Source organism: Novosphingobium piscinae (assembly GCF_014230355.1).
In the GTDB taxonomy this organism is placed as follows: domain Bacteria; phylum Pseudomonadota; class Alphaproteobacteria; order Sphingomonadales; family Sphingomonadaceae; genus Novosphingobium; species Novosphingobium piscinae.
The window spans coordinates 1-22,071 of sequence record NZ_JACLAX010000002.1; the positions used below are offsets into that span (position 1 = coordinate 1).

At 68.4% G+C, this 22,071-nt stretch carries 15 protein-coding genes and 1 pseudogene; 7 read left to right on the forward strand and 9 right to left on the reverse strand.

All coding sequences use genetic code 11. The features are described from left to right. Window positions 1–447: ATP-binding cassette domain-containing protein (locus tag H7F53_RS02070; RefSeq protein WP_185677833.1), on the forward strand; the 447-nt coding region annotated here is incomplete at its 5' end. A gap of 55 nt (window positions 448–502) precedes the next feature. Here H7F53_RS02070 and H7F53_RS02075 read toward each other — a convergent pair. The 3 genes and pseudogenes from H7F53_RS02075 to H7F53_RS17890 all read right to left on the reverse strand — a co-directional run. Further along, on the reverse strand, window positions 503–1,474 hold the full coding sequence (locus H7F53_RS02075) for a GGDEF domain-containing protein (protein ID WP_185677834.1): 972 nt from the start codon (window positions 1,472–1,474) through the stop codon (window positions 503–505). Window positions 1,475–1,898: 424 nt separating this feature from the next. After that, window positions 1,899–4,622: a class I SAM-dependent DNA methyltransferase gene (locus H7F53_RS02080; protein WP_343061888.1), complete on the reverse strand. Its 2,724-nt coding sequence runs from the start codon at window positions 4,620–4,622 to the stop codon at window positions 1,899–1,901. After that, window positions 4,614–5,261: pseudogene (locus H7F53_RS17890) on the reverse strand (type IIL restriction-modification enzyme MmeI); the annotation flags it as partial. The pseudogene H7F53_RS17890 and the gene H7F53_RS02080, both read right to left, overlap by 9 nt. Window positions 5,262–5,907: 646 nt before the next feature. On the opposite strand from H7F53_RS17890, the gene uvrA reads away from it, so the two are divergent. Next, the gene (gene uvrA, locus H7F53_RS02085) at window positions 5,908–8,922 is read left to right on the forward strand and encodes an excinuclease ABC subunit UvrA (RefSeq protein ID WP_185677835.1); all 3,015 of its coding nucleotides are present in this window, start codon (window positions 5,908–5,910) and stop codon (window positions 8,920–8,922) included. A gap of 299 nt (window positions 8,923–9,221) precedes the next feature. Here the strand turns inward: uvrA and H7F53_RS02090 are convergent, their stop codons facing one another. After that, window positions 9,222–10,709, reverse strand: coding sequence for a P-loop ATPase, Sll1717 family (locus H7F53_RS02090; RefSeq protein WP_185677836.1), 1,488 nt, complete (start codon window positions 10,707–10,709; stop codon window positions 9,222–9,224). Window positions 10,710–10,931: 222 nt separating this feature from the next. On the opposite strand from H7F53_RS02090, the gene H7F53_RS02095 reads away from it, so the two are divergent. From H7F53_RS02095 to H7F53_RS02105, 3 genes are all read left to right on the forward strand, one after another. Then, entirely contained in the window at window positions 10,932–11,186 is a 255-nt protein-coding gene (locus H7F53_RS02095) for a type II toxin-antitoxin system Phd/YefM family antitoxin (protein ID WP_185677837.1), read from the forward strand. After that, the gene (locus tag H7F53_RS02100; protein ID WP_185677838.1) at window positions 11,183–11,449 is read left to right on the forward strand and encodes a Txe/YoeB family addiction module toxin; all 267 of its coding nucleotides are present in this window, start codon (window positions 11,183–11,185) and stop codon (window positions 11,447–11,449) included. Before H7F53_RS02095 ends, H7F53_RS02100 begins: the two co-directional genes overlap by 4 nt. A gap of 433 nt (window positions 11,450–11,882) precedes the next feature. Beyond that, window positions 11,883–12,626: a hypothetical protein gene (locus H7F53_RS02105; RefSeq protein WP_185677839.1), complete on the forward strand. Its 744-nt coding sequence runs from the start codon at window positions 11,883–11,885 to the stop codon at window positions 12,624–12,626. A gap of 148 nt (window positions 12,627–12,774) precedes the next feature. On the opposite strand, the gene H7F53_RS02110 is transcribed toward H7F53_RS02105, so the two are convergent. From H7F53_RS02110 to H7F53_RS02130, 5 genes are all read right to left on the reverse strand, one after another. Next, window positions 12,775–13,416 (reverse strand): PEPxxWA-CTERM sorting domain-containing protein, encoded by a 642-nt coding sequence (locus H7F53_RS02110; RefSeq protein ID WP_185677840.1) that lies wholly within the window; start codon window positions 13,414–13,416, stop codon window positions 12,775–12,777. A gap of 1,344 nt (window positions 13,417–14,760) precedes the next feature. Beyond that, window positions 14,761–15,975 carry an argininosuccinate synthase gene (locus H7F53_RS02115; RefSeq protein WP_185677841.1) on the reverse strand — a complete coding sequence of 405 codons (1,215 nt, stop codon included), beginning with the start codon at window positions 15,973–15,975 and terminating at the stop codon, window positions 14,761–14,763. A gap of 83 nt (window positions 15,976–16,058) precedes the next feature. Beyond that, a complete protein-coding gene (locus H7F53_RS02120) occupies window positions 16,059–18,194 on the reverse strand; it encodes a penicillin acylase family protein (RefSeq protein ID WP_185677842.1) in 2,136 nt (711 codons plus the stop codon). A 221-nt stretch (window positions 18,195–18,415) separates the two neighbouring features. Beyond that, window positions 18,416–19,687, reverse strand: coding sequence for an SAM-dependent methyltransferase (locus H7F53_RS02125; protein ID WP_185677843.1), 1,272 nt, complete (start codon window positions 19,685–19,687; stop codon window positions 18,416–18,418). Between the two features lie 67 nt (window positions 19,688–19,754). Then, on the reverse strand, window positions 19,755–20,552 hold the full coding sequence (locus tag H7F53_RS02130; RefSeq protein ID WP_185677844.1) for an SDR family oxidoreductase: 798 nt from the start codon (window positions 20,550–20,552) through the stop codon (window positions 19,755–19,757). A 123-nt stretch (window positions 20,553–20,675) separates the two neighbouring features. Between H7F53_RS02130 and H7F53_RS02135 the strand changes: the two genes are divergently transcribed. Next, window positions 20,676–21,158 (forward strand): GNAT family N-acetyltransferase, encoded by a 483-nt coding sequence (locus H7F53_RS02135; RefSeq protein WP_185677845.1) that lies wholly within the window; start codon window positions 20,676–20,678, stop codon window positions 21,156–21,158. 48 nt (window positions 21,159–21,206) lie between these two features. Then, window positions 21,207–22,049 (forward strand): PhzF family phenazine biosynthesis protein, encoded by an 843-nt coding sequence (locus H7F53_RS02140; RefSeq protein ID WP_185677846.1) that lies wholly within the window; start codon window positions 21,207–21,209, stop codon window positions 22,047–22,049. Window positions 22,050–22,071: the final 22 nt, after the last annotated feature.

Sequence of the window (22,071 nt, forward strand, 5' to 3'; positions counted from 1 at the left end):
CGCCGGGCCGCGGCCAGCCCGGCGCAGGATGCCGCCGCGATCGCCGCGGCGCTGGCGGCGATGGACCTGGTCGCGCTGCGCCACCGGCCGGTCTCGCAGCTGTCGGGCGGCGAGCGCGCGCGGGCGCTGGCCGCGCGGGTGCTGGCCGGCGAACCGCGCTGGATCCTGGCCGACGAGCCGCTCGCCAATCTCGATCTGGCCCATGCCGCCGCGCTGGTGCGCCTGCTGCGTGCGCAGGCCGGGGCCGGGCGCGGGGTGGTGCTGGTGCTGCACGATCTGGCCACGGCGATGAACCGGGCCGACCGCGTGGTTGTGCTCGACCGCGGCCGGGTCGTGGCCGATGGCCCGCCCGAAGCGGCGCTGGCCGCCGCGCTGGTCGCGCAGGTCTGGCAGGTCGAGGCGCGCTGGCTGGGCGAACCGGGCCAGCGCGCGCTGGCGCTGGGCTGAGGTTTCAGCGTCCCCCGGCCTCGCTCCTGTCACCAGCCCGCGCGACCGCGCGGGCTCAGTGCGGCTCCTCGATCACGCCCTTGACCACGCGCCCGCCGCCCTCGGCCTTGGCGCGGTGCAGCGCCACGTCGGCGGCGCGCAGCGCCAGCCGCGGATCGCCGTCCAACGGCACCTGGGCCAGCCCGCAGGCGATTCCGGGGGGCAGGCCGTCCACCGCCAGATCGGGCAGGGCGGCGATGGCGCGGGTGATCCGGTCAAGCCCGGCGGCGACCGTGTCGGCCTCGGCCGCCCGCAGCAGCAGCACGAATTCCAGCCCGCGGTTGCGTGACAGGTGGCGGTGGCAGCCGGGCAGGGTGGCCAGCTGATCGGCGATCAGCCGGATCAGCCCGTCGCCGGCATCGAGCCCCAGCGCGCGGTTGAGCCGGTCGAGCCGGTCGGGATCGACGAAGGCGATGACCAGTCCGGTGCCGTCGGTGCGGGCCGCGCGGCATGCGGCCTCGAATACCGCCTCGAAGGTGCCGCGCCCGGGCAGCCCGGTCAGCTTGTCGGCATCACGCACCGGCTCGCCCGCGATCTCGTCCGCGCCCGGGCCCGAGGCGGGGGCAGGGGGCGGTACGATCAGGGCCTCGATCTCGGGCTCGCGGGGCTTCAGCGCGGTGCGGCGGAACTTGCGCTTGCGCGAATCCCGCAAGGCCAGCGAGCTGTCCGGATCGTTCACCCCGTTGTCGAGCTTGATCTGCTCGGCAAAGGCTTCCACCTCGGGCTCGGTCTCGAGATGGTCGATCGGAAAGCGCGCCACGACGAAGTCGTTGCGGGTGTCGATCAGGTAGAGGAACGGCTTGTCCATCCCCTGGTAGACGCTCATCAGGTTGAAGCCCTCGGCCAGGTGCCAGGCCTTCTTGTCCCACGAGATGATCGGCCGGTCGCAGTGCCGGCAGTCGCTGCGGAACACGCCCTCGCCGTTCTTGCGCCCGGCATAGGCCGGCACATGGGTGCGCGTGAACCAGCACTGGGTCAGGGCCAACATCGCGTGGGTTCCTTGCGGACAGGGTCGGTCGATCGTTCACCCTAGCCCGCAGGTGTCGCTGCCCGGTTGCGCCACCCTCGGGGAAAGCGGCGGGGTGGCCGGTAACCACGGGTCAAGCATGTTCGCCCCGGTACCGCCCCGCCGGCGCAGGCTGGCAGCTCCCGCCCCATCGTCCTGCCAGCGCAGGCTGGCAGCTCCCGATCCAATCGTCCTGCCAGCGCAGGCTGGCAGCTCCCGCCGGATGGCGCGGCCGGCCCATCCGGCGGCAAGAGATGCCAGCCTGCGCTGGCATGACGAGCGGGGGAGACGGCGAGACGGGGGAGAAGGCGATACAGGCGAGAAGGCGAGCCGGGGGAGAGCGGGAGACGCGGGATAGGCCGACCGGACGGACAGCGGCAGAGACAGCCACCGCGCCGATCGCGCCTTACGCCGCGCGGCGCAAGGCGTAGCCATCGGCGCCGCGGCTGACGTGGCCAAGCCGCTCCAGCGCATCCAGCGTCTTCTGCACGCGGGCGACCACCTTCAGCCCCTGCGCATAGGCGCGGGCAATGGTTGCGGCGTCGGTCACCCCGCCGCGCAGCCCGGCGATGACCGCAACGGTCTGGCCGATGGCATCGCGCGGGAACAGCGGCTTGCGCGCGGCGGCTTCGGGCAGGGCCGCTTCCAGCTGATCGCCGGCTGTGGACGGGCGCAGTTCCACCGCGCCGGCCTTGGCGATCTGGTACTCCGGCCGCAGCCAGCGCACGATCCCGCGCTGCTCCTCGGCATGGCGCTGCGCGTTGAGCGCGACCAGCCGGGCGACGATCTCCGCGTCGGACAGGTCCGCCGGCCAGCCATAGGCTTCGGCCACCCCGGCATCGATCCGGTCGTGCAGTTCGGTGATCAGATCGATCAGCCCGCGCTGGCGCTGGTCCTGCTCGACCAGGTCGAGCGGCGCGCCCTGCCGCAGCTTGTCGCGCAGGTTGTACAGCCCGGTCAGGGTCAGGTCGGCATGGCGCGCGAGCACGTCCTTGCGCACCGCGTCCAACTCCTCGGCGAGCGCGCCGATGCGCTGGCGCTGGTCGGGGATGGCGTCGGGGAAGGGGAAGGGGTCGAAGCTGAGAGATTTCACATACACGGCCGGCGCGCCGTACATCCCAATCATGCCAGCGTTGGCCAGATACCAAATCTCATGGATGCGCGAGTGTACGACAGCCAGATGTTCGGCTGAAGCGGTTGCCAGCACGATCAGCTTGTTATCCGGCAGGATGCTGGCGTCCAGAAACTGGAACACCCGGTGCTTGGCGGTTTCCACCGTGGCGATGTAGCGGGGCAGACCCGCCAGCGCTGGGCGTAGTTCCGTGCGTGGCTTGCCAAAAATCCACCATTTCTCGGCATATGCGGCAGCGTCTTTTGTGCCGGACTTCACAGCCTGCGCGTCACGCTCCGGCTTCACCGCAACAAGCAGGTGCTGAAACACTTCGGGAAAGCGCCGCCGCACCTCGGCCTCGTCCAGCCCGAACAGGTCGATCACCATGGCCCCGCGCGCCCGCGCGGTCAGGTCGCGGCCATGGCGATAGGGACGGATGTGCCGATCCAGTCCGGCGCGGGTGCCAAGCCCCAGCGCCTTCGCCTCGGCCGGGGAAACGATGAAGCCGGCACCATGCAGCTTAACGCCCGGCGAGCAGATCCCATCGTTGGCACGCAGCGGCCGGGCGGCTGTAACGTCCGCCCCCACGGTCAGGTCCGCATGGACCTCGCCGCTGGCCTCGCTGAACGCAATGTCGGGCGCATCGCTGTCCAGCCCGGCCTCGCCCACCACGCCCAGCACCCGGCCCTCGTGCCGGCCCGCCGCTGCCACGGTCATCGCGATCCGCACCGCTGCCGTGTCCTTGCTGGCCTTGGTCCATGGATGATCCGGGATCGCCAGCAGCAGGCTGATCGGCACGCGCCCGTCCAGATGCCTGGCGATCACCCGGCGGCTGAACTCCTGCGTGATCGAATTGGTGGTGACGAAGCCGAAGCGCTTCAGCCGCGTACCCTTGCGGGTCAGCAGGTCGGCCGCGCGATCCCACCAGACCATCACGAAATCGGCGCTCTTGTTCATCTTCGGGTTGGCCTTCCACAGCGCGGCGGCATAGGCATCGCCCAGCCGGCTGCGGATATCCTTGCCGCCAATGAACGGCGGGTTGCCCACGATATAGTCCGCCTCGGGCCAGTCCGGGCGGCGCGGGTTGGCCAGCTCGGTGCCGCTGCCATCGGCGTTGGGGCGTTCGCCATCGTGCTTCACCACGGCGTCCATCGTGGTGATGTTGCTCAGCTTTTCCAGCACCGGATCGGCGATGCTGGTGCCATTGCGCAGCTGCCATTGCAGATAGCCCAGCCACAGCACCAGTTCGGCAATCGCGGCGGCGCGCGGGTTCAGCTCCAGCCCCAGGAAATTGCGCGGATGGACGGTGCTGGTTTCCAGCGCCAGCGCCTCCTGCCCGCCCAGATCGGCCAGCACCTCCAGCACGTCGCCCTCCAGCCGCTTCATCAGCTCAAGCGCGACATAGAGGAAATTGCCGGTGCCGCAGGCGGGATCGAGCACGCGGGTGGCGGCCAGCTTCGCGTGGAAATCGTGGACCAGCTTGATGGCGGCGTGGCGGTCGCTGTCGTGCTCGCGCTCGACCGTGCCCAGCACGATGGTTTGCCATTCGGCCTGCAGCGGTTCGATCACGGTGGCATTGACCAGCCGCTCCACATAGGCGCGCGGGGTGTAGTGCGCGCCCAGCCGCCGGCGTTCCTCGGGGTCCAGCGCCTGTTCCAGCAGGGTGCCGAAGATCGCCGGTTCAACCTCGGTCCAGTCGTGCCGGGCCGCCTCGTAAAGCTCGCCGATCTCCTCGCGCCGCAGCGGGATCGCGGGGCTGTGGGCAAACAGTCCGCCGTTGAAATGGCGCACCTTGCGCCGCAGCGTGGTGCTGAACCCCCCGCGGTCCATCGTGCGCCACAGCTCCTCCAGCATCGGCGCGAAACTGTCCGGATCAGCGCGCGCGCCGGCCAGAACATCGGCAAAACTGCCGCGTTCGAGCAGGCCGGTGTCCTCGGCGAACATGGTGAACAGGCAGCGCATCAGGAAATGCGCCACCGGTTCGGGGCGGTAGCCGCGATCCTCCAGCAGCTTGCTCACGCTGGCCAGCCGCCGCGCGATGTCGCGGGTGACGGCGGCCGCGCGCTTCGCCGGATCAAGACTGTGCGGATCGGTCCAGATCGCGCGCAGCCGGGCCTGCACCGCCGGATCGCGCAGGTCGTCCAGATAGATGCGGAAGGTGCCGCGGTCGGGGAACTGCCGGTAGGTCTTTCCCTGTCCGGAAAAGTCGGCGAACACCTCGATCGCATGGCCCACGTCGCAGACCAGGATGAACGGCGGCCAGCCATGCTCGGTGGGCAGGGCGCGGGCATAGAGTTCGGCCTGTTCGCGGGCGTTGCGCATCAGTCCGTCCCAGCCGCGATGCGCGCTGCGTCGCCCGCGCGGGCCGGTGCCCTCGCTGCCAGCGGCGGGGAAGCCGGGCAGGGCGGTCTGCTCGGCGGGCCGCGGCATCTCCTTGCTTCCGCCCCGCTCGCGGCTCTGCTTGGCCTCCAGAACGAAGCACCCGCGCTTGTACAGATCGATCCGGCGATGGCTGCGGCGGCCGGCCTCGTCCACTTCCACCACGGCGCGTTCGAACACGTAATCGTTGTGGGCGTGGTTGGCGCTGGCCGGATCGGGTTGGGGCAGGCCCAGAACCTGCGCCAGTTCGGTCAGGAACAGCGGAAAGTTGGCCCGTTCCGCGCCGCCTTCATTGCTGCGCTAGCGTTCGATGAACCCGTCGACCGTCAAGCCTGCTCTCCTGGTCAGGAGAATGGCGCGGAGCAGGCGGTGTCGCCCTAACCATGATGGCAGGCGCTTACCCCATTCAGTTAAGGGCTTCGCCGGGGCTGCCCGGCCATCGCCCGATCGGTGTCCGCGCGCAGGTCGGGAAATCCGCCGCGCAGGGTGCGCGGGCTCTGGCGGCCCGAGATGCCAGCCTGCGCTGGCATGACGGAGCGGCGGGATGGCTGATCGAGGGGGATCTGACACCGCCCCCAGTGGCCGCGCCGATCGAAACTGCGAGGACCATGGCGGCGGCCAGCCAGGAGACGCGGCCGCCGCCATGCGGGACGGGTGTCCTGCCGCCGCGGTGGAACGGACCGGGCGGCAGGAGCTAGGGAATTGCCCGGTGTTCGTCCTGGCGACAATTGCCAGAAACGAAGCTCGCCTAATCCTGTTCGGTCATGATCTACCCCATACTGTTAGTTGACCGGAGGGACGACCCACCCTGCCTCCTGCCCCCTCCGCCACCTTGCGCCGCACGGCCGGCTTTCCCACATCCGCGCCGCCGCCAGCGCCTAGCGCCCTCTTGTCTCCCCTGAACAGATGTGGAACATCCGCCCTCATGTCTCTTACCCACATCACCGTGCGCGGCGCGCGCGAGCACAACCTCAAGGGCATCGACGTCACGCTCCCGCGTGACAGCCTGATCGTCATCACCGGCCTGTCCGGCTCGGGCAAGTCGAGCCTGGCCTTCGACACGATCTATGCCGAGGGCCAGCGCCGCTATGTCGAGAGCCTCTCGGCCTATGCGCGCCAGTTCCTGGAAATGATGCAGAAGCCCGATGTCGAGCATATCGACGGGCTGAGCCCCGCGATCTCGATCGAGCAGAAGACCACCAGTCGCAACCCGCGCTCGACCGTGGCGACCGTCACCGAGATCTACGATTACATGCGCCTGCTGTGGGCGCGGATCGGCGTGCCCTATTCGCCCGCCACCGGCCTGCCGATCGCGGCGCAGACGGTCAGCCAGATGGTCGACCGGGTGATGGCCCTGCCCGAGGGCACGCGCGCCTACCTGCTCGCCCCGGTGATCCGCGGCCGCAAGGGCGAATACCGCAAGGAGCTGGCCGAGTGGCAGAAGGCCGGCTACACCCGCGTGCGGATCGACGGCACCTTCTATGCCATCGAGGACGCCCCCGCGCTCGACAAGAAGCTCAAGCACGACATCGAGGTGGTGGTCGATCGCATCGCGGTGAAAGACGGCATCCAGACGCGGCTGGCCGACAGCTTCGAGCAGGCGCTCAAGCTGGCGGACGGGCTGGCCTATATCGACCTGGCGGATGGGACGCTGGCGGAGCTGAGCGGGGGTGAGGGCGGCGCGCGTGCTTCGACAGGCTCAGCACGAGCGGGTCTTGGTGATGATGCGAAAACAACATCCGCTCAGCCTGAGCCTGTCGAAGGCCACGCGCCAGCGCCGGCCCAGAAAGCCCAGCCCAAGTCCGGCATGAAGAACACCGGCCTGCCGCCCAACCGCATCGTGTTCTCCGAAAAGTTCGCCTGCCCGGTGTCCGGCTTCACCATCGAGAGCGTCGAGCCGCGGCTGTTCAGCTTCAACGCGCCGCAGGGGGCCTGCCCGGCCTGCGACGGGCTGGGCGAGAAGCTGCTGTTCGATCCGCAGCTGGTGGTCCCGAACGAGGCGCTCAGCCTCAAGCAGGGGGCGGTGGTGCCCTGGGCCAAGTCCAACCCGCCGTCGCCCTATTACATGCAGGTGCTGGCCAGCCTGGCCGCCGAGTTCGGCTTCAGCCTCGACACGCCGTGGGACGAGCTGCCCGGCGAGGTGCGGCTGGTGATCCTCTATGGCACCGCGGGCAAGCCGGTGACGCTCACCTTCATCGACGGCAAGAAGTCCTACTCGGTCAAGAAGCCGTTCGAAGGGGTGATCGGCAACCTCAACCGCCGCCTGCTCCAGACCGAAAGCGCGTGGATGCGCGAGGAGCTGGGCAAGTTCCAGACCGCGCAGCCCTGCGAGGTGTGCGAGGGCAAGCGATTGAAGCCCGAGGCGCTCAGCGTCAAGGTGGCGGGCGAGGACATCGCCGCGGTCACCCGCCTGTCGGTGGCCGATGCGCTGGCCTGGTACCAGGCCCTGCCGCAGCGGCTGACCGACCAGCAGCGCCAGATCGCCCGCGCCATCCTCAAGGAGATCGACGAGCGGCTGGGCTTCCTCAACAACGTCGGGCTCGACTATCTCAACCTCAACCGCACCTCGGGCACGCTCAGCGGCGGGGAAAGCCAGCGCATCCGCCTCGCCAGCCAGATCGGCTCGGGCCTGTCGGGCGTGCTCTACGTGCTGGACGAGCCCAGCATCGGCCTGCACCAGCGCGACAACGACATGCTGCTCGCCACGCTCAAGCGGCTGCGCGATCTGGGCAACACGGTGATCGTGGTCGAACACGACGAGGACGCGATCCGCACCGCCGACCATATCGTCGATCTCGGCCCCGGCGCGGGCGTCCACGGCGGCGAGATCGTCGCGGAGGGCACGCTCAAGGACATCCTGGACAGCGAGGCCAGCCTGACCGGGCAGTACCTGTCCGGCACCCGCCGGATCGAGGTGCCGACCACGCGGCGCAAGGGCAACGGGCACAAGCTCACCGTCCACAACGCGCGGGCCAACAACCTCAAGGGCGTCACGGCCAGCCTGCCGCTCGGCACCTTCACCTGCATCACCGGCGTCTCGGGCTCGGGCAAGTCCAGCTTCACGCTCGACACGCTCCACGCCGGCGCGGCGCGCGTGCTCAACGGCGCGCGGGTGATCGCCGGCCCGCATGACAAGATCACCGGGCTGGAGTTCTGCGACAAGGTGATCGAGATCGACCAGTCACCGATCGGCCGCACCCCGCGCTCCAACCCCGCCACCTACACCGGCGCCTTCACCCTGATCCGCGACTGGTTCGCCGGCCTGCCCGAAAGCGAGGCGCGCGGCTACAAGCCGGGGCGGTTCAGCTTCAACGTCAAGGGCGGCCGCTGCGAGGCCTGCCAGGGCGACGGGCTGATCAAGATCGAGATGCACTTCCTCCCCGACGTCTACGTCACCTGCGAGGAATGCGGCGGCAAGCGCTACAACCGCGAGACGCTGGAGGTGAAGTTCAAGGGCCACTCGATCGCCGACGTGCTCGACATGACGATCGAGGACGCGGAAGAGTTCTTCAAGGCCGTCCCCCCGATCCGCGAACGCATGCACATGCTCAACGAGGTCGGGCTTGGTTACGTCAAGGTCGGCCAGCAGGCCACCACCCTGTCCGGCGGCGAGGCCCAGCGCGTCAAACTGGCCAAGGAACTCGCCCGCCGCTCCACCGGGCAGACGCTCTATATCCTCGATGAGCCGACCACCGGCCTCCACTTCGAGGACGTGCGCAAGCTGCTGGAAGTGCTGCACCGCCTGGTCGACCAGGGCAACAGCGTGGTGGTGATCGAGCACAACCTCGACGTGATCAAGACCGCCGACTGGATTCTGGACCTGGGTCCGGAAGGCGGGGTGCGCGGCGGCGAGGTGGTGGCCGAGGGCGTTCCCGAGGACGTCGTTCGCCATGAGAAGAGCTACACTGGCCGATATCTGAAGCCGCTGCTGAACGTGTGACCGGGAACGAGCCTGTCCTGAGCGAAGCCCGCTTGCGGGCGTAGTCGAAGGGCCGGAGCAGGTGGTCAAGGTCAAGGGGAGCTATACGGGGCGGTATCTGGCGCCGTTGTTGGGGCGGTGAGGGGTTAGCGAAGATGCCGCACGGGCCGGCAAGAGGGCTCGTCTGCGCGGGGGTAAACAGACCTCTTTGTGGCGTGACATGACATGGAGGGGTGGGACTGCGCGCCCTTAACCCGCCATTTAGTAGCCCTAGTTAATCCCTGCCTGCTGAATATGCGATAACTTTAGATGCAAGTGATTTAGTCATCATCTTCTGGATTTCCATCATCCTGAAAAGCTTTGCCCTGTGTAACTTCCAAGCCTTCTCTATAAAGCGCAGGAATTTTGAACGTACCTCCAGTTTCCTCGAGGAATCCGATGTCTCTCAGTGGCTTTATCGCAGCCATAACATTATCTTCTGAAGTTCCTAGGATATAGGAGAGTGATGTAGCATTATGTTCAGCTTTACCCCCTCGAAATTTTTCGATTTCTAGGGAAAGAATGCCAGATTCAGCGATAAGTGTGTCATTAACCCGACTTTGGCTCAGCTGAGTTAGTCCTTTGCGTAGAGCATCTGGCTCAATCAACGGCGAAGAGGTAAAATCTCTAGTCTGGCGATCTTCCTTCCGAATCTGAGCCTCACGAGCGTGACTAATCAAGTCGATGAGATTTCTAGGCGGCTTGGAGTCATTTCCGTCTCGTATTCTTCTCATCATCCAAATCCAGGTCTTGGGCTTTCGAGACCCAAGATCTACTTGGTCAGGAAATATTCTATCGAATATGGCTTGGTCGTCAGCGTTATCAATCCCAAGAGTCGTCGAGAAATCACTATTCTCTCTGATGCGTCTTGCGAGCAAATTCAGAAGATCCTCTTCATCCCAAATTATCTCGATCTTTTTAGCATTGATGTGGGTGAGGTTTACAAAGCCGCCAGATGTGACGCGGCGAAAAAGATCTTTTCTTAAGAAAAGCTTCAATTTGATCGCTTCCAGGTCAGACAGATCTAGGTAGGTCCTCAAAAGGGCCCGAAGTGCTTTCACTTCTGTATCTGGCTGCCCGTGAAATGCCTCGTCGAGCCTGTCGAAACTCACCCAAATCTCTTGACCGCTCTCACTTACTGTTCGGTCAAGAATGGCGAGCGCATCCTCTGGCGAGACGAAGTCAGAACTTGAACCCTTTTCGTCGCGGTCAGCAAACTCGATCTTCGGCACGATAATCGGTATCCCCGATTCGGATATCGTCATCGACAGTTCCGCAGACTTCCAATGGAAAAAGTTTGGCAAACGAGACAGTACTGTCCCGAATACATTTTTTGGACTTGGTATCGCTATTCTTACTCCAAGTGCCTTGAGGAGCAGATCGAGTTGAGATCCCTCGAGTCTAGTATCACCCTGTATGATAGTGTTTCCAACAAGGGCGAATATATAGAGCTTCCAAAGAGATGAGTATTGTGATTCATTAATGATATTTTGATCGCTAAGTTGTGAAAAAATTGGGCTGCCCGAGGGGTTGAAGGCAGCGATTAGAAGCTTACCGTCCAACTCTTCAATAAGGCTGAAATTTTTATTAAGATATCGGAATATCGCTGTCTTGCCGGTACCTTTATCCCCAGCAATGATATCCTTGCGACCATTTATGAACTCATGAAAAACATTAGTTCGAACAAAGTAGTTCTCTAGATCCTCGTCGAACTCAGCGACTGAAGTTCCTAAGCGCATTTTCGTGAGTAGTTCTTTAGCCGTCGTCATTTTCTAATCTCGGTTGTTCGCTGGGTTAGGTATCGGTCAATTCGAGCTGATATGCAATAGTGCTCCGCCTGTCTTGCGTACGACTGCGCTCAGCGTTGCTGCACTAGCCACTTGCGCCGCTCCGTCATCCCCTCCAGTCCGATAGCGCGATTGCCGCGCCTCCCCTAACCCTTGCCTTTTTGTACAATAATCTGTACACATCTATTCCAAGGAGCCCCCCCCATGGACGTCATCAGCTATTCCGACACCCGCGCCCATCTCAAGGACGTGATGGACCGCGTCGTCGCGGATCGGGCGCCGGTGGTGATCTCGCGGCAGAAGGCGGAGTCGGTCGTCATGGTCTCGCTGGCGGACTGGAACGCGATGGAGGAGACGCTGCATCTGCTCTCCACGCCGGCCAACCGCGCCCGCCTGACCACGGCGGTCCAGCAGCTCGACGGGGGCGAGGGCGAAGCGCGCGATCTGATCGCGCCGTGAGGCTGGTCTTCGCGCCGGGCGCCTGGGAAGACTATTGCCACTGGCAGGCCACCGCACCCAACGTGCTGCAGCGCGTGAATGATCTGATCCGGGAATGCCAGCGCACGCCGTTCACCGGCACCGGCAAGCCCGAGCCGCTGCGCGGCGATCTGAAGGGCTGGTGGTCGCGCCGGATCACGCTGGAGGACCGGCTGGTCTATTGCGTCACCGGCAGCCCGCCGCACCAGCCACTCGAAATCGCCCAGTGCCGGTTCCATTACTGACGGCGCCGTCCGGCACGCCCCCTGTCCTACACCCCGCCCCCTGACATAGCCTCGCCGGTTCCCCCCTGCCCATCGGGAGCCGTCCGCCATGTCCACACCCACCGATCCGTTCGTCTCCGCGCCCGCCGACCGCTCTGCCGCCCTTTCTGGCGCCCCCTCCGGCTCCGCCGGCCCTGATCCCGCGCTGCCCGCGCCCCTTGGGGGCAGGGTGCGGCTGCTGGGGGGCGATCCCGGGTGGCCGGGAGAGGGATGGACCTGGCCCGAGCCTCCCCCGTCGGGGGAGGTGGCGGCCGGGACGGCCGGCGGAGGGGGCGGGGCGGGGTGGGGCGGTGCGCCCTCCACCCCCCGCTGCGCGGGCGGTTCCCCTGCCCCAGAGGGGGAGGATCCGGCGGCGCCGCAGCCTCCCGACATCTCCGCGGCTGCGCAAGCGGCGGTGCCGCCGCGCCCCGATCTGTTCACCGCCGAGCGGCAGGCGCGGTTCCTTGCCGCGCTGGCCGAGACCGGGGCGGTGCGCCAGGCCTGCGCGCGGGTCGGGGTCTCGCCCGAATGCGTCTACCGGCTGCGGCGGCGCGACGGGCTGTTCGCCGCCGGGTGGGACGGGGCGCTGGTGCTGGCGCGGCGCGTGGCCGAGGACGTGCTGGCGGCGCGCGCGCTCGACGGGGTGGAGGAGCCGGTGTTCTTCCGCGGCGAGCAGGTCGGCACGCGGGTGCGCTTCGATGCGCGGCTGCTGCTGGCCCATCTCGCCCGGCTCGATGCCCATGCCGAGCGTTCGGCCTATGGCGCGCAGCGCGCCGAGCGCTTCGACGAGCTGCTGGCGCTGGTCGGCGGTGCGGCCCCGCCCGCCGCGCTGACCCCGCCGGCCCGGTCTGCCCAGCCGCAGCCTACCTACCCGGGGGTGCGCCCGGCCGATCCCCAGCTGCCCCCCGACCGCGCGGTGGCGGTCGATGCCGCGCTCGAGGCCCTCCCGCTGCGCGCCGGCCCGCGCGCCCGCCAGCGCTGCCTGGCCGCCGCCGAGGCGGAATGGCGCACCTGGCGCAGCACCGCGCGCGCGGCGGCCGACCGGCTGGCCGGACCGGCGCCGGAGTCTCGCCTCAGGACCCTGTCAACCGTGTCAACCGGCGCGCTCGGCGCGGGGCTGGTTGCGAGCCCGCAGCGGGTCGGGAGCGATGCAGGGTAGTGCTCTGCCATCCGCGAAGACGCTCCGGCGCGGACCGGGGCGGCCGCGCCAGAGTGCCCACCGCTGCGGCGGCGCAGGTCTCGCGATAGCGGGCAACGGTGGCTGACCGGCGAAGCCCCGCTGGGGCCACGCCGGTCAGCCAGCCGGATCAGGCGACGATGAGGCGCACCGTCTGGCGCGGCTTGCGGCGCAGCATGGCGCCCACGCAGCCGAAGCCGATCAGCATCATGGCCCAGGTCGACGGCTCGGGCACCGCGCCGGTCCCGGCCGCCGAGAGCTGCAGGTTGTCCACCAGGAAAAAGTCTGATGCGGTGTTGGTGATCCGGATGCTGTCGAAAGCGGAGTTCGTGAAACCGTAAAAGTTGTTCGCTGAGGTAGAGCCGACATTTGCCGTGAAGCTTTCGACCACGCTGCCGCCCAGCAGCGACTCGAACGTGTAGTTCGAGCTGTTCGACGCCATGGCAAAGGCAGCCGCAGTCCGCAGCGCGCCGAACGAGAACGTGACCGCACCGGGCTGGAAGGCGCCATTAAAGGTGAAATTCCCGAGCGTCCCCCCCGTGATGTTGGGGAAGTTGGTTTGCGGGGAAAAGAACAGGTTGGGCGAAACGGTCAGGCCCAGCCCGGCAAACTGGTTGGTCACGGCAGCGTCCGGAGCCAGCGCGAGCTCGCTGAAGGTGATCGTGGTCGCCGGCGCGGCGATCCCGGTGGCCGATCCGACGATCGTCGCCGCATGGGCCTGGGTGGCCAACAGCGAGGTCGCCGCCAATAGGGCCTTGGTCAGTGTCTTCATCTTGCACTCCTCGCTTTGTCGCCTGCCCACCCGGGCTGCATGTTCGGCGTCCGGGATGCACCCTATCCGGTGGCGGCAGCACGGGAAAGGTCGTGACCGCGCCTCAATCCTCGATGTTCCTTTCCGGGACGGCGCGGACGGTGGCGCATCGTCACGGTCACCCGGCGGCAGGCCGGAGCCTGGTGTCGACCGTACGGGCGCGGCGTGACGAACGGGCCTTGGTTGTTCGGGAGGCGCGGCGCAGGAGGAGGCGGAGGCAGACCACCGCGGCTCATCCAGCGGGGCCAATGGATGATGCGCCTGAAGATCCTGCGGAGGTCGCAGTGGCGCGATGGGCGCCCAACGCAAATGGGGCCGGCGTTGCCGCCAGCCCCATTCTCGCCTGCCTTCCGACCCATTCCGTCCGGTCGGCTGCCGGTCCGGCATGGTTCCAGGCGGAACCCTGCGGTCGGCGGCCCTCCTTCCGTTCTGGCGGGTGGCCCGGCAGGATCGCTTGCGTCACGGGGGACGCGCCCGATCCCGGTTCCTGGCACCCTGGCCCGGCGGCGGGGGTGGTCCCGTCAGGCGGGGGCTCGGGGGGTGGATCGGCCCCGGTGAAAGGGCTTTCCGCTCCGTCGCCCGCCGCCCGGCGGTTCCTGATCGCTGTCGCGGGTCCGGTTCGGCGCCTGGCCCACCCGATGCGCCGGGCCGAAGCCTTGCGATCCGTGCGGTCCCGGCGTTGCCCCGTCCGGTGCCACGCCCCTTCGATCATCCGGTGTCGTATCGCTCGCCAGCATCTGCGGTTCGCGTCCTCGCGGCCTTGCAAGCGGCGGTTAGGCCAGCCTGCCAGGGGCTTCGTTCGCGTGTTTTCCGATCCTGCCGGGGACTGCGCCACCGTCTCGTCCGCTTGGCCATCTCATTGGAATTTCAGAGTTTCCTCTGTCTTTCCGCCGGTCTGTTCCGCGCTTCTGATGACCCAAAGCTGCGCCTCATCCCTGAGTCGGGCAAGCGCGCAGGGGCCAACTTATCCACAGGCGCCGATGCAAGCGGTGGATAAGTCGGGGGTCGCGGTGGACAAGTCGTGCTGCGCCGCGATGCCGCAGTGCGAGGCACGATTCGGGACGCCCCGCGCCTCCCCGATCACTCTTCAGCCGTTCGTGTCGAGCGCCGTCGAGACACGCCGCGCCGGGCCTCTCGACTGCGCTCGAGGCGAACGGGGGCAGGAGATCGCGAGGGGACGATCGAACCCGAAGCTGCCCGCGCTCGGCGGTGCCGCTGCGCTAGCCGGCGCCAGCGCCTGTCGGTCCCGCTGCGCCGGCAGGGGGACCGACAGGGGGCCGACAGGGGGCCGGCAGGGGCAAGCGCTTACCGATCCCGCTGTGCCAGCAGCCGCAAGCGCAGCGCGTTGAGCTTGATGAAGCCCGCCGCGTCCTTCTGGTCGTAGGCGCCGGCATCGTCCTCGAAGGTGACGTGGCGTTCGGAATAGAGGCTGTTGGGGCTCTGCCGGCCGACCACATAGGCGCCGCCCTTGTACAGCTTGAGCCGCACCGTGCCGCTGACCTTGGCCTGGCTGTGGTCGATCGCGGCCTGCAGCATCTCGCGCTCGGGGGCGAACCAGAAGCCGTTGTAGATCAGCTCGGCATAGCGCGGCATCAGCTCGTCCTTGAGATGCGCGGCGCCGCGATCCAGCGTGATCGATTCGATCCCGCGATGGGCGATGGCATAGATCGTCCCGCCCGGGGTCTCGTACATGCCGCGGCTCTTCATGCCGACGAAGCGGTTCTCGACCAGGTCGAGCCGGCCGATCCCGTGCTTGCGGCCCAGCTCGTTGAGCGCGGCGAGCAGGGTGGCGGGGCTCATGGCCTGGCCGTTCAGGGCGACGCCGTCGCCGCGCTCGAAGTCGATGGTGACATATTCGGGCTGGTCCGGCGCGTCCTCGGGATTGACCGTCCGGCTGAACACGTAGTCCGGTACCTCCTGCCACGGGTCCTCCAGCACCTTGCCCTCGCTGGAGGTGTGCAGCAGGTTGGCATCGGTGCTGAACGGGCTTTCGCCGCGCTTGTCCTTGGGCACCGGGATCTGGTGCTGCTCGGCCCAGGCGATCAGGGCGGTGCGGCTGGTCAGGTCCCATTCGCGCCAGGGGGCGATGACCTTGATGCTGGGATCGAGCGCATAGGCCGAGAGCTCGAAGCGCACCTGGTCGTTGCCCTTGCCGGTGGCGCCGTGGGCCACGGCATCGGCGCCGGTGGCGTGGGCGATCTCGATCAGGCGCTTGGAGATCAGCGGGCGGGCGATCGAGGTGCCGAGCAGGTAGTCGCCCTCATACCGGGCATTGGCGCGCATCATCGGGAAGACGAAGTCGCGGACGAACTCTTCCCGCAGGTCGTCGATGTAGATGTGCTCGTCGGGCACGCCCATCAGCTTGGCCTTGGCGCGGGCCGGTTCCAGCTCCTCGCCCTGGCCGAGGTCGGCGGTGAAGGTCACCACCTCGCAGCCGTAGGTCACCTGCAGCCACTTGAGGATCACCGAGGTGTCGAGCCCGCCGGAATAGGCGAGGACAACGCGCTTGATATCGGACATCGGGCTTGGGCTCCGCGAACGGGGGGGAACGGTTGGGGCGGGCGCCTAACAGGCTGGCGCCGGGTGTGCAACCATGTGCCGCCCTAGCGGCGGACCAGCACCCTGGTCGAGCGGACGTGGGGCTTCAGCTCGTCCGGGTAGAACCACACCGGGCGCAGCTCAGCGGCCACGTAGCGCGGCACCTGGTCGACGAAGTGGGGCGAGGCGGGGTCGCCGCTCTGCCCGCCGGCCATGATCGCCAGGGCCCGCACCCGCGGCCCGAACTCGACCGCGGCGACGAAGGAGTTGCCCTTGTCGCCGTAGAACCGCTTGACCCCCGGATGCGGCCGCGCCCCGAAGGCGGCGAGCGAGCCCCAGGTCGAGGCGGTGAAGGGCACCGGCGTGCTGGGCTTGCTGTCGTCGTAGCTCAGCTCGATCGCCCCGCTCAGCCGCTGGAACCGGTTGATCTGGCCCCACGGCACCTGCCAGCTGCCGAAATCGGCGGTGAGCCGGGCCACCGCGGCATCCAGCGCGGCCAGGCGCTGGGCGTCGGTCGGCCGGGTGGTCAGCCAGTCCCACTGGTTCAGCCCCTCGGCCTTGGCCTGCTCGGCCCCGGCGGCCCACAGCGCCTCGCCCCAGAACACGGCGAGGCTGGTCGCCGTGCTGTCGAGCGCCCACTTGCGGTCCCAGTCGCGCAGCAGCGCCACCGGGCCATCGCGCCGGGCCTCGGGCTGACGCTGGTGCGCCGCGACCAGCGCGGGCAGGGTCCGCTCGAACGCCGGGAGCCAGGGGTCGTAGGCCGCCTGGACCAGGCTCTCGAGGGAGAAGCGCCCGCCCTCGGCCAGCACCCGCTCGGCATGGGGGCCGCGTGCGGTCTCGCCGACCTGGTCCATGTAGACCGGGAAGGCGCCGCGCCGCGGGCTGTCGGGCCCGGCTGCGGTCCACGGCCAGTTGTTGACGTTGAACGCCCAGCCGACCCGGGCCTGTAGCACCTGCGGCAGTTCGGCCAGCGGATGCAGGCCCTGCCAGTCGGTCCGCGGATCGCTGCCGTCGACCGGCTTGCGGTAGTCGAAGCGCTGGTCGCGGACGGGCACGAACTGGGGGTGGAGATAGGCGATCGCGCCCTTGCTGTCGGCGAACAGGGTGTTGTTCGAGCTGTTCGCCTGGAGCGCGGCGACCTTGAGGAACCCCGCGCGGTCGACCGCCTTGGTCCGCAGGTAGCTCTGCTGGAGCGCGGCGAGCGGGCGGTACATCATGGCCCAGGCGATCCATTTGCCGTTTTCCTGGCGGACGATCGGGCCGTGATGGGTGGCATAGGTGGTGAAGCTGCGCTCGGCCAGCGACCCGTCGGACTGGCGCACCTTCAGCGTCACCGGCCTGACCGTCACCGGCCGGAGCTGGTCGCCATACCGGTAGACCAGCGTCCCGTCGGGCCGCGTCTCGACCGTCTCGGCGAACTCGTCGACATTGTCGATCGTGCTCGAGGTATGCATCCAACCGGCCTTGGCGTTGAAGCCCTGGTAGATGAAGAACTGGCCCCAGGTCGCCGCGCCATAGGCGTTGAGCCCCTCGTCGCTGGTCACCTGCTGCTCGGCGCGGAAGTAGAACGAGGTGTGGGGGTTGATCAGCAGCAGCGCCTTGCCGCTGGCGCTGCGCGCGGGGGCGATGGCGAAGCCGTTGGAGCCGCTCGGATCGCGAAAGTCGATGCCCCGCTCGAGCGCGGTCAGGGCCAGCCGGCGCCGGGTGTAGAACGCCTCGAGCTGGCTCAGCGGCACGCGCTCGATGTCGCCGCCGATCGAACCTTCGGTGAAGCTCAGCGCCATCCACGGTTCCCAGTGGGCGATCACCCGGGGCTTCACCGCCGGATGGTCGGCCAGGTAGGCGTTGAGCCCGGCAGCCCAGGCGTCCATCAGGCGGCGCAGCCAGGCCGGACTGCGGGCATAATCGGCCTTCAGCTCGGCCGGATCGACCCACAGCCGCTGGCGCAGGTCCTGCCACACCGCGCTCTCGCCCTCGGCCTCGGCGAGGCGGCCCAGGTTGACCAGGTAGTTCTGTTCGATCCTGGCAAAATCATCCTCGGCCTGCGCGTAGATCATGCCGTAGACCGCGTCGGCATCGGTGCGGCCGTGGATATGGGGAATGCCCCATTCGTCCCGCTGGATGGTGACCTTGGCGGGCGGTGCGGCCACGACCGGGCCGGCAAGCAGCACAGCGGCGGCGGCGACAGAGAGAGTGCGCATGAAGGGTCCCCTGGATTCGATCCCGTGCTTGTCCCGCAGCGCGGGGGCAGGGGCAAGGGTTGGTGGGGATGCTGCACACAACGCTGGCGCGTCGGGCCGGTGCTGGCGGGCCTTTGTGGCGGACGAGGGGGGCGGCTTCCGATGTCAGGTGCCGCGGGTGGATCGGCGCGAGACAGGCCAGCCATGACGGGCGGGCCGAAGGCGTGGTCCCGGCCCCGACGCTACTCCGCGGCGACCGACAGGTGCCAGTCGGGCACCGGTTCCGCCGCGATCAGGCGGGCGGCCTCGGCGGCGATGTAGTCGCGGGTCATCGGCAGCACGCCCTGGCGCTTGACCGTCTGGAGATGGAGGTTGACCATCCCGCCCGAACGGAACGCCTGCTCGGCCCCGGCCAGATAGAACTGCCACATCCGGAACAGCCGCTCGTCGTAGAGCGCGACGATCTCCGCGCGGTGCGCGCAGGTCCGCCGATACCATTCCTGCAGGGTCAGCGCGTAGTGGAAGCGCAGCACCTCGCAGTCGCCGGTCTGCCAGCCGGTCTGCTCGCAGGCCGTGACCAGCTCGCTCAGCGCCGGGATATAGCCGCCGGGAAAGACGTGCTTGCGCGTCCAGGCATCGGTCCGGCCCGGGCCCGAGGTGCGGCCGATCGTATGGGTCAGCATGATCCCGTCGTCAGCCAGCAGGTCGAAGGTCTTGGCGAAATAGCCGGTGAAGTTGCCGGCCCCGACATGCTCGATCATGCCGACGCTGGTGATCCGGTCGAACGTTCCGGTGACGTCGCGGTAGTCGATCAGCTCGAACCGCACCTTGTCGGCGACGCCGGCGGCGGCGGCGCGCTCGTTGGCGAAGCGCACCTGGTCCGGGGCGAGGCTGACCCCCAGCACCTCGCAGCCGTAATGGCGGTGGAGGAACAGGCCGAGCCCGCCCCAGCCGCAGCCGATGTCGAGCACCCGCAGGCCATGCGAGCGCGCCGGATCGAGCCTGAGCTTGGCCGCGATCAGCGCCTTCTTGTCGCGCTGGGCCTGTTCCAGCGTGCCGTCCGGGTCGGCCCAGTAGGCCATGGTGTACTGGCGGTCCTCGTCGAGGAACAGCTCGTAGAACTGGCGGGTCAGGTCATAGTGATGGCGCACCTTGGCGCCGATCCGCGCGCGGGTGTTGATCTGGTCAAGCCGCCACGCGACCCAGTCGACCAGCCGGCGCAGCGGATTGGGCGGGGCCGAGCCGAAGCGGCGGCGGTTGGCGTTGCGCTTGAACAGCAGCACCAGGTCGCGGATGTCGTGCGGCGGATCAACCACCAGTTCGCCATCCATATAGGCCTCGCCGGCGCCCAGTCCGGGATCGCTGGCGATCCGCCAGGCGGTGCGCGGTGCGGTCAGGCGGATGGTGAGCGGATCGCCGCCGGTTCCGTAGTGGTGGAGTGACCCATCGTGATCGACCACAATCAGCGGGCCCTCATGGACCACGGCTCGCAGCAGGCGGTCAAGCAGCCACATTGGTTGTACCCCGTCTTCGGACCAGCGTCGCCTAACGGTCGAATCGACCTCGGGTTCCGGATTATGGTCAGGTGCGGGCCAGAAACAACACGTCGCGGGGCTGGCGCATCAGGTGCTGGCCGGAGTCGATGTAGAGCGTCGTCCCGCTCTCCAGCCAGCCCTCGCTGAGGAACAGGGCCGCCTCGGCGAGCTCCTGCGGATCGTTGAGCCGGCCCAGCAGGTTCATCCGACCGCTGAGCTCATGCTCCTCGGGCGCCTGGTCGAAGCTGGCCATCATGGCTCCCGGGGCCAGGCCATAGACCCGGTCGGCGGGTTGCGGGCAGTGCATCGCCTGCATCCGCATCGCCGCCTCGAACGCCGCCTTGGCCATGGTGTAGGAGAAGAAATCCGGATTGATGTTGCGCAGTTTCTGGTCGAGGAAATCGATCACCCGCCGGCCTCCGCCCGACCGGGCGTGGCGCAGGAAGGCGCTGGTCATCGCGGCCGGCGTGGCGGCATTGACCGCGATCGCCTCGGCCAGCACCCCGGCCTCGGGGGCCTCGTCGGAATCGTAGCGGAACACCGCCGCGCAGTTCACCAGCACGCGCCAGTCCGGCAGCCGCGCAGCCAGCGCTTCGACCATGGCGAGCGCCGCGGCGCGATCGGCCAGATCACAGGAGACCACCTCGGCGGACAGGAGGCTGGCGGCCAGGGCGTGCGCGGCCTCGAGCGAGCGGCCGCAGTGGATCACCACGTGCCAGCCCGCCGCGGCGAACCGCCGCACCACCAGCGCGCCGATGCGCTGGGCGCCGCCGGTGACGAGCACGGCGGGACGCTCCGCGGGCGGCGGCGGGGGTTGCGGGGACTCGGCAGCGGAAACAGGCATCACCCCATCAAGCACAGCGCGGCGGCCAGGGCAAAGCTCCCGCAAGGGCAAGGCTCCCGCAAGGGCAAGGCTCCCGCAAGGGCAAGGCTGGCTCGCCGGGGCGTCCCGGCCTATGCTGCGGCCATGCAGATCCGTCCAGCCGAGCCGGCCGACGCCCCGGCGATCGCCGGCATCATCCTGCCGGTGATCCGGGCCGGCGAAACCTATGCGCTCGACCCGGGGATGAGCGAGGAGGCGGCCCTGGCCTACTGGCTGGGGCCCGACCGCGCCACCTTCGTCGCCGAGGACAAGGGGACGATCCTGGGCACCTACTATCTGCGCGCGAACCAGCCAGGGGGCGGCAGCCACGTCGGCAACTGCGGCTACATGACCGCGGCCCGGGCGAGCGGGCGCGGAGTGGCCCGGGCCATGGCCACGCATTCTTTCGCCGAGGCCGCCGCGCGGGGTTTTCGCGCCCTGCAGTTCAACTTCGTGGTGAGCAGCAACCACCGCGCGGTGCGGCTGTGGGAGCAGCTCGGCTTTGCCACGGTCGGCCGGTTGCCGGGCGCCTTCCGCCATCCGGCGCTGGGCTATGTCGATGCCCTGGTCATGTTTCGCGGTCTCTAGCCGGTCCCGGGGCTTTCCCCCGGCGCTGCGCGCTGGCACAGTCGGGCCATGCAGATCGATCTTCTCGACGTGTTCGCCAATGGCCCGCTCAGCGGCAATCCCCTGGCCGTGGTGCGGGGCGGGGCGGGGCTGACGGCCGAGGCGATGCTGGGCCTGACCCGCTGGCTGGGCTTTTCCGAGACAACCTTCCTGCTGCCCCCGGATGATCCGGCTGCCGACTACCGGGTGCGGATCTTCTACCCGTCGGGCGAACTGCCCTTCGCCGGCCATCCCACGCTGGGCACGGCCGCGGCCTGGCTGGCCGCCGGGGGCGTGCCGCGTACGCCCGGCACGGTGGTGCAGGAATGCGGCGTGGGGCTGGTCCCGGTGCAGATCACGGCGGATCACCTTGCCTTCCGCGCCCCGCCGCTGCGCAAATCCGGCCCGCTCGGCGCGGCGGAGCGGGCCGAGGCGATCCGGGTCGCGGGGGTCGATCCGGCCGCGGTGGTCGCCGCGGTCCATGCCGACAACGGCCCCGGCTGGGTGCTGCTGCACCTCGCCAGCGCCGAGGCCGTGCTGGCGGCGAGGCCGGTGGCGCGCGTGCCGGTCATCACCGATGTCGGCATGGTCGGGCCCCATCCGGCCGGCAGTGCAGTCGGCTGGGAGGTGCGGGCCCTGTTCACCGCGCCATCGCTGGCGCTGAAGGAGGATCCGGTCACCGGCAGCCTCAACGCCGCCGTCGCCCAGTACCTGTTCGGGGCCGGCCTGGCTCGCGACAGCTATGTTGCCGCACAAGGGCAATGTGCGGGGGCTGATGGCCGCGTGTTCGTTTCGCAGGACGCGGCGGGCGAAGTGTGGGTCGGCGGGGCCGTGCGCATGGTCGCGGCGGGCGCGGCGCTGGCGCTCGGCTGACGTGCGGGGCGAACGGAGCGTT

Excerpts from the sequence above, each read along its gene's own strand:
- H7F53_RS02075 (WP_185677834.1), bottom strand. The coding sequence starts at position 1,474 with ATGTTGGCCCTGACCCAGTGCTGGTTCACGCGCACCCATGTGCCGGCC.
- uvrA (WP_185677835.1), top strand. The coding sequence starts at position 5,908 with ATGTCTCTTACCCACATCACCGTGCGCGGCGCGCGCGAGCACAACCTC.
- H7F53_RS02090 (WP_185677836.1), bottom strand. The coding sequence starts at position 10,709 with ATGACGACGGCTAAAGAACTACTCACGAAAATGCGCTTAGGAACTTCA.
- H7F53_RS02095 (WP_185677837.1), top strand. The coding sequence starts at position 10,932 with ATGGACGTCATCAGCTATTCCGACACCCGCGCCCATCTCAAGGACGTG.
- H7F53_RS02110 (WP_185677840.1), bottom strand. The coding sequence starts at position 13,416 with ATGAAGACACTGACCAAGGCCCTATTGGCGGCGACCTCGCTGTTGGCC.
- H7F53_RS02115 (WP_185677841.1), bottom strand. The coding sequence starts at position 15,975 with ATGTCCGATATCAAGCGCGTTGTCCTCGCCTATTCCGGCGGGCTCGAC.
- H7F53_RS02120 (WP_185677842.1), bottom strand. The coding sequence starts at position 18,194 with ATGCGCACTCTCTCTGTCGCCGCCGCCGCTGTGCTGCTTGCCGGCCCG.
- H7F53_RS02125 (WP_185677843.1), bottom strand. The coding sequence starts at position 19,687 with ATGTGGCTGCTTGACCGCCTGCTGCGAGCCGTGGTCCATGAGGGCCCG.
- H7F53_RS02130 (WP_185677844.1), bottom strand. The coding sequence starts at position 20,552 with ATGCCTGTTTCCGCTGCCGAGTCCCCGCAACCCCCGCCGCCGCCCGCG.
- H7F53_RS02135 (WP_185677845.1), top strand. The coding sequence starts at position 20,676 with ATGCAGATCCGTCCAGCCGAGCCGGCCGACGCCCCGGCGATCGCCGGC.
- H7F53_RS02140 (WP_185677846.1), top strand. The coding sequence starts at position 21,207 with ATGCAGATCGATCTTCTCGACGTGTTCGCCAATGGCCCGCTCAGCGGC.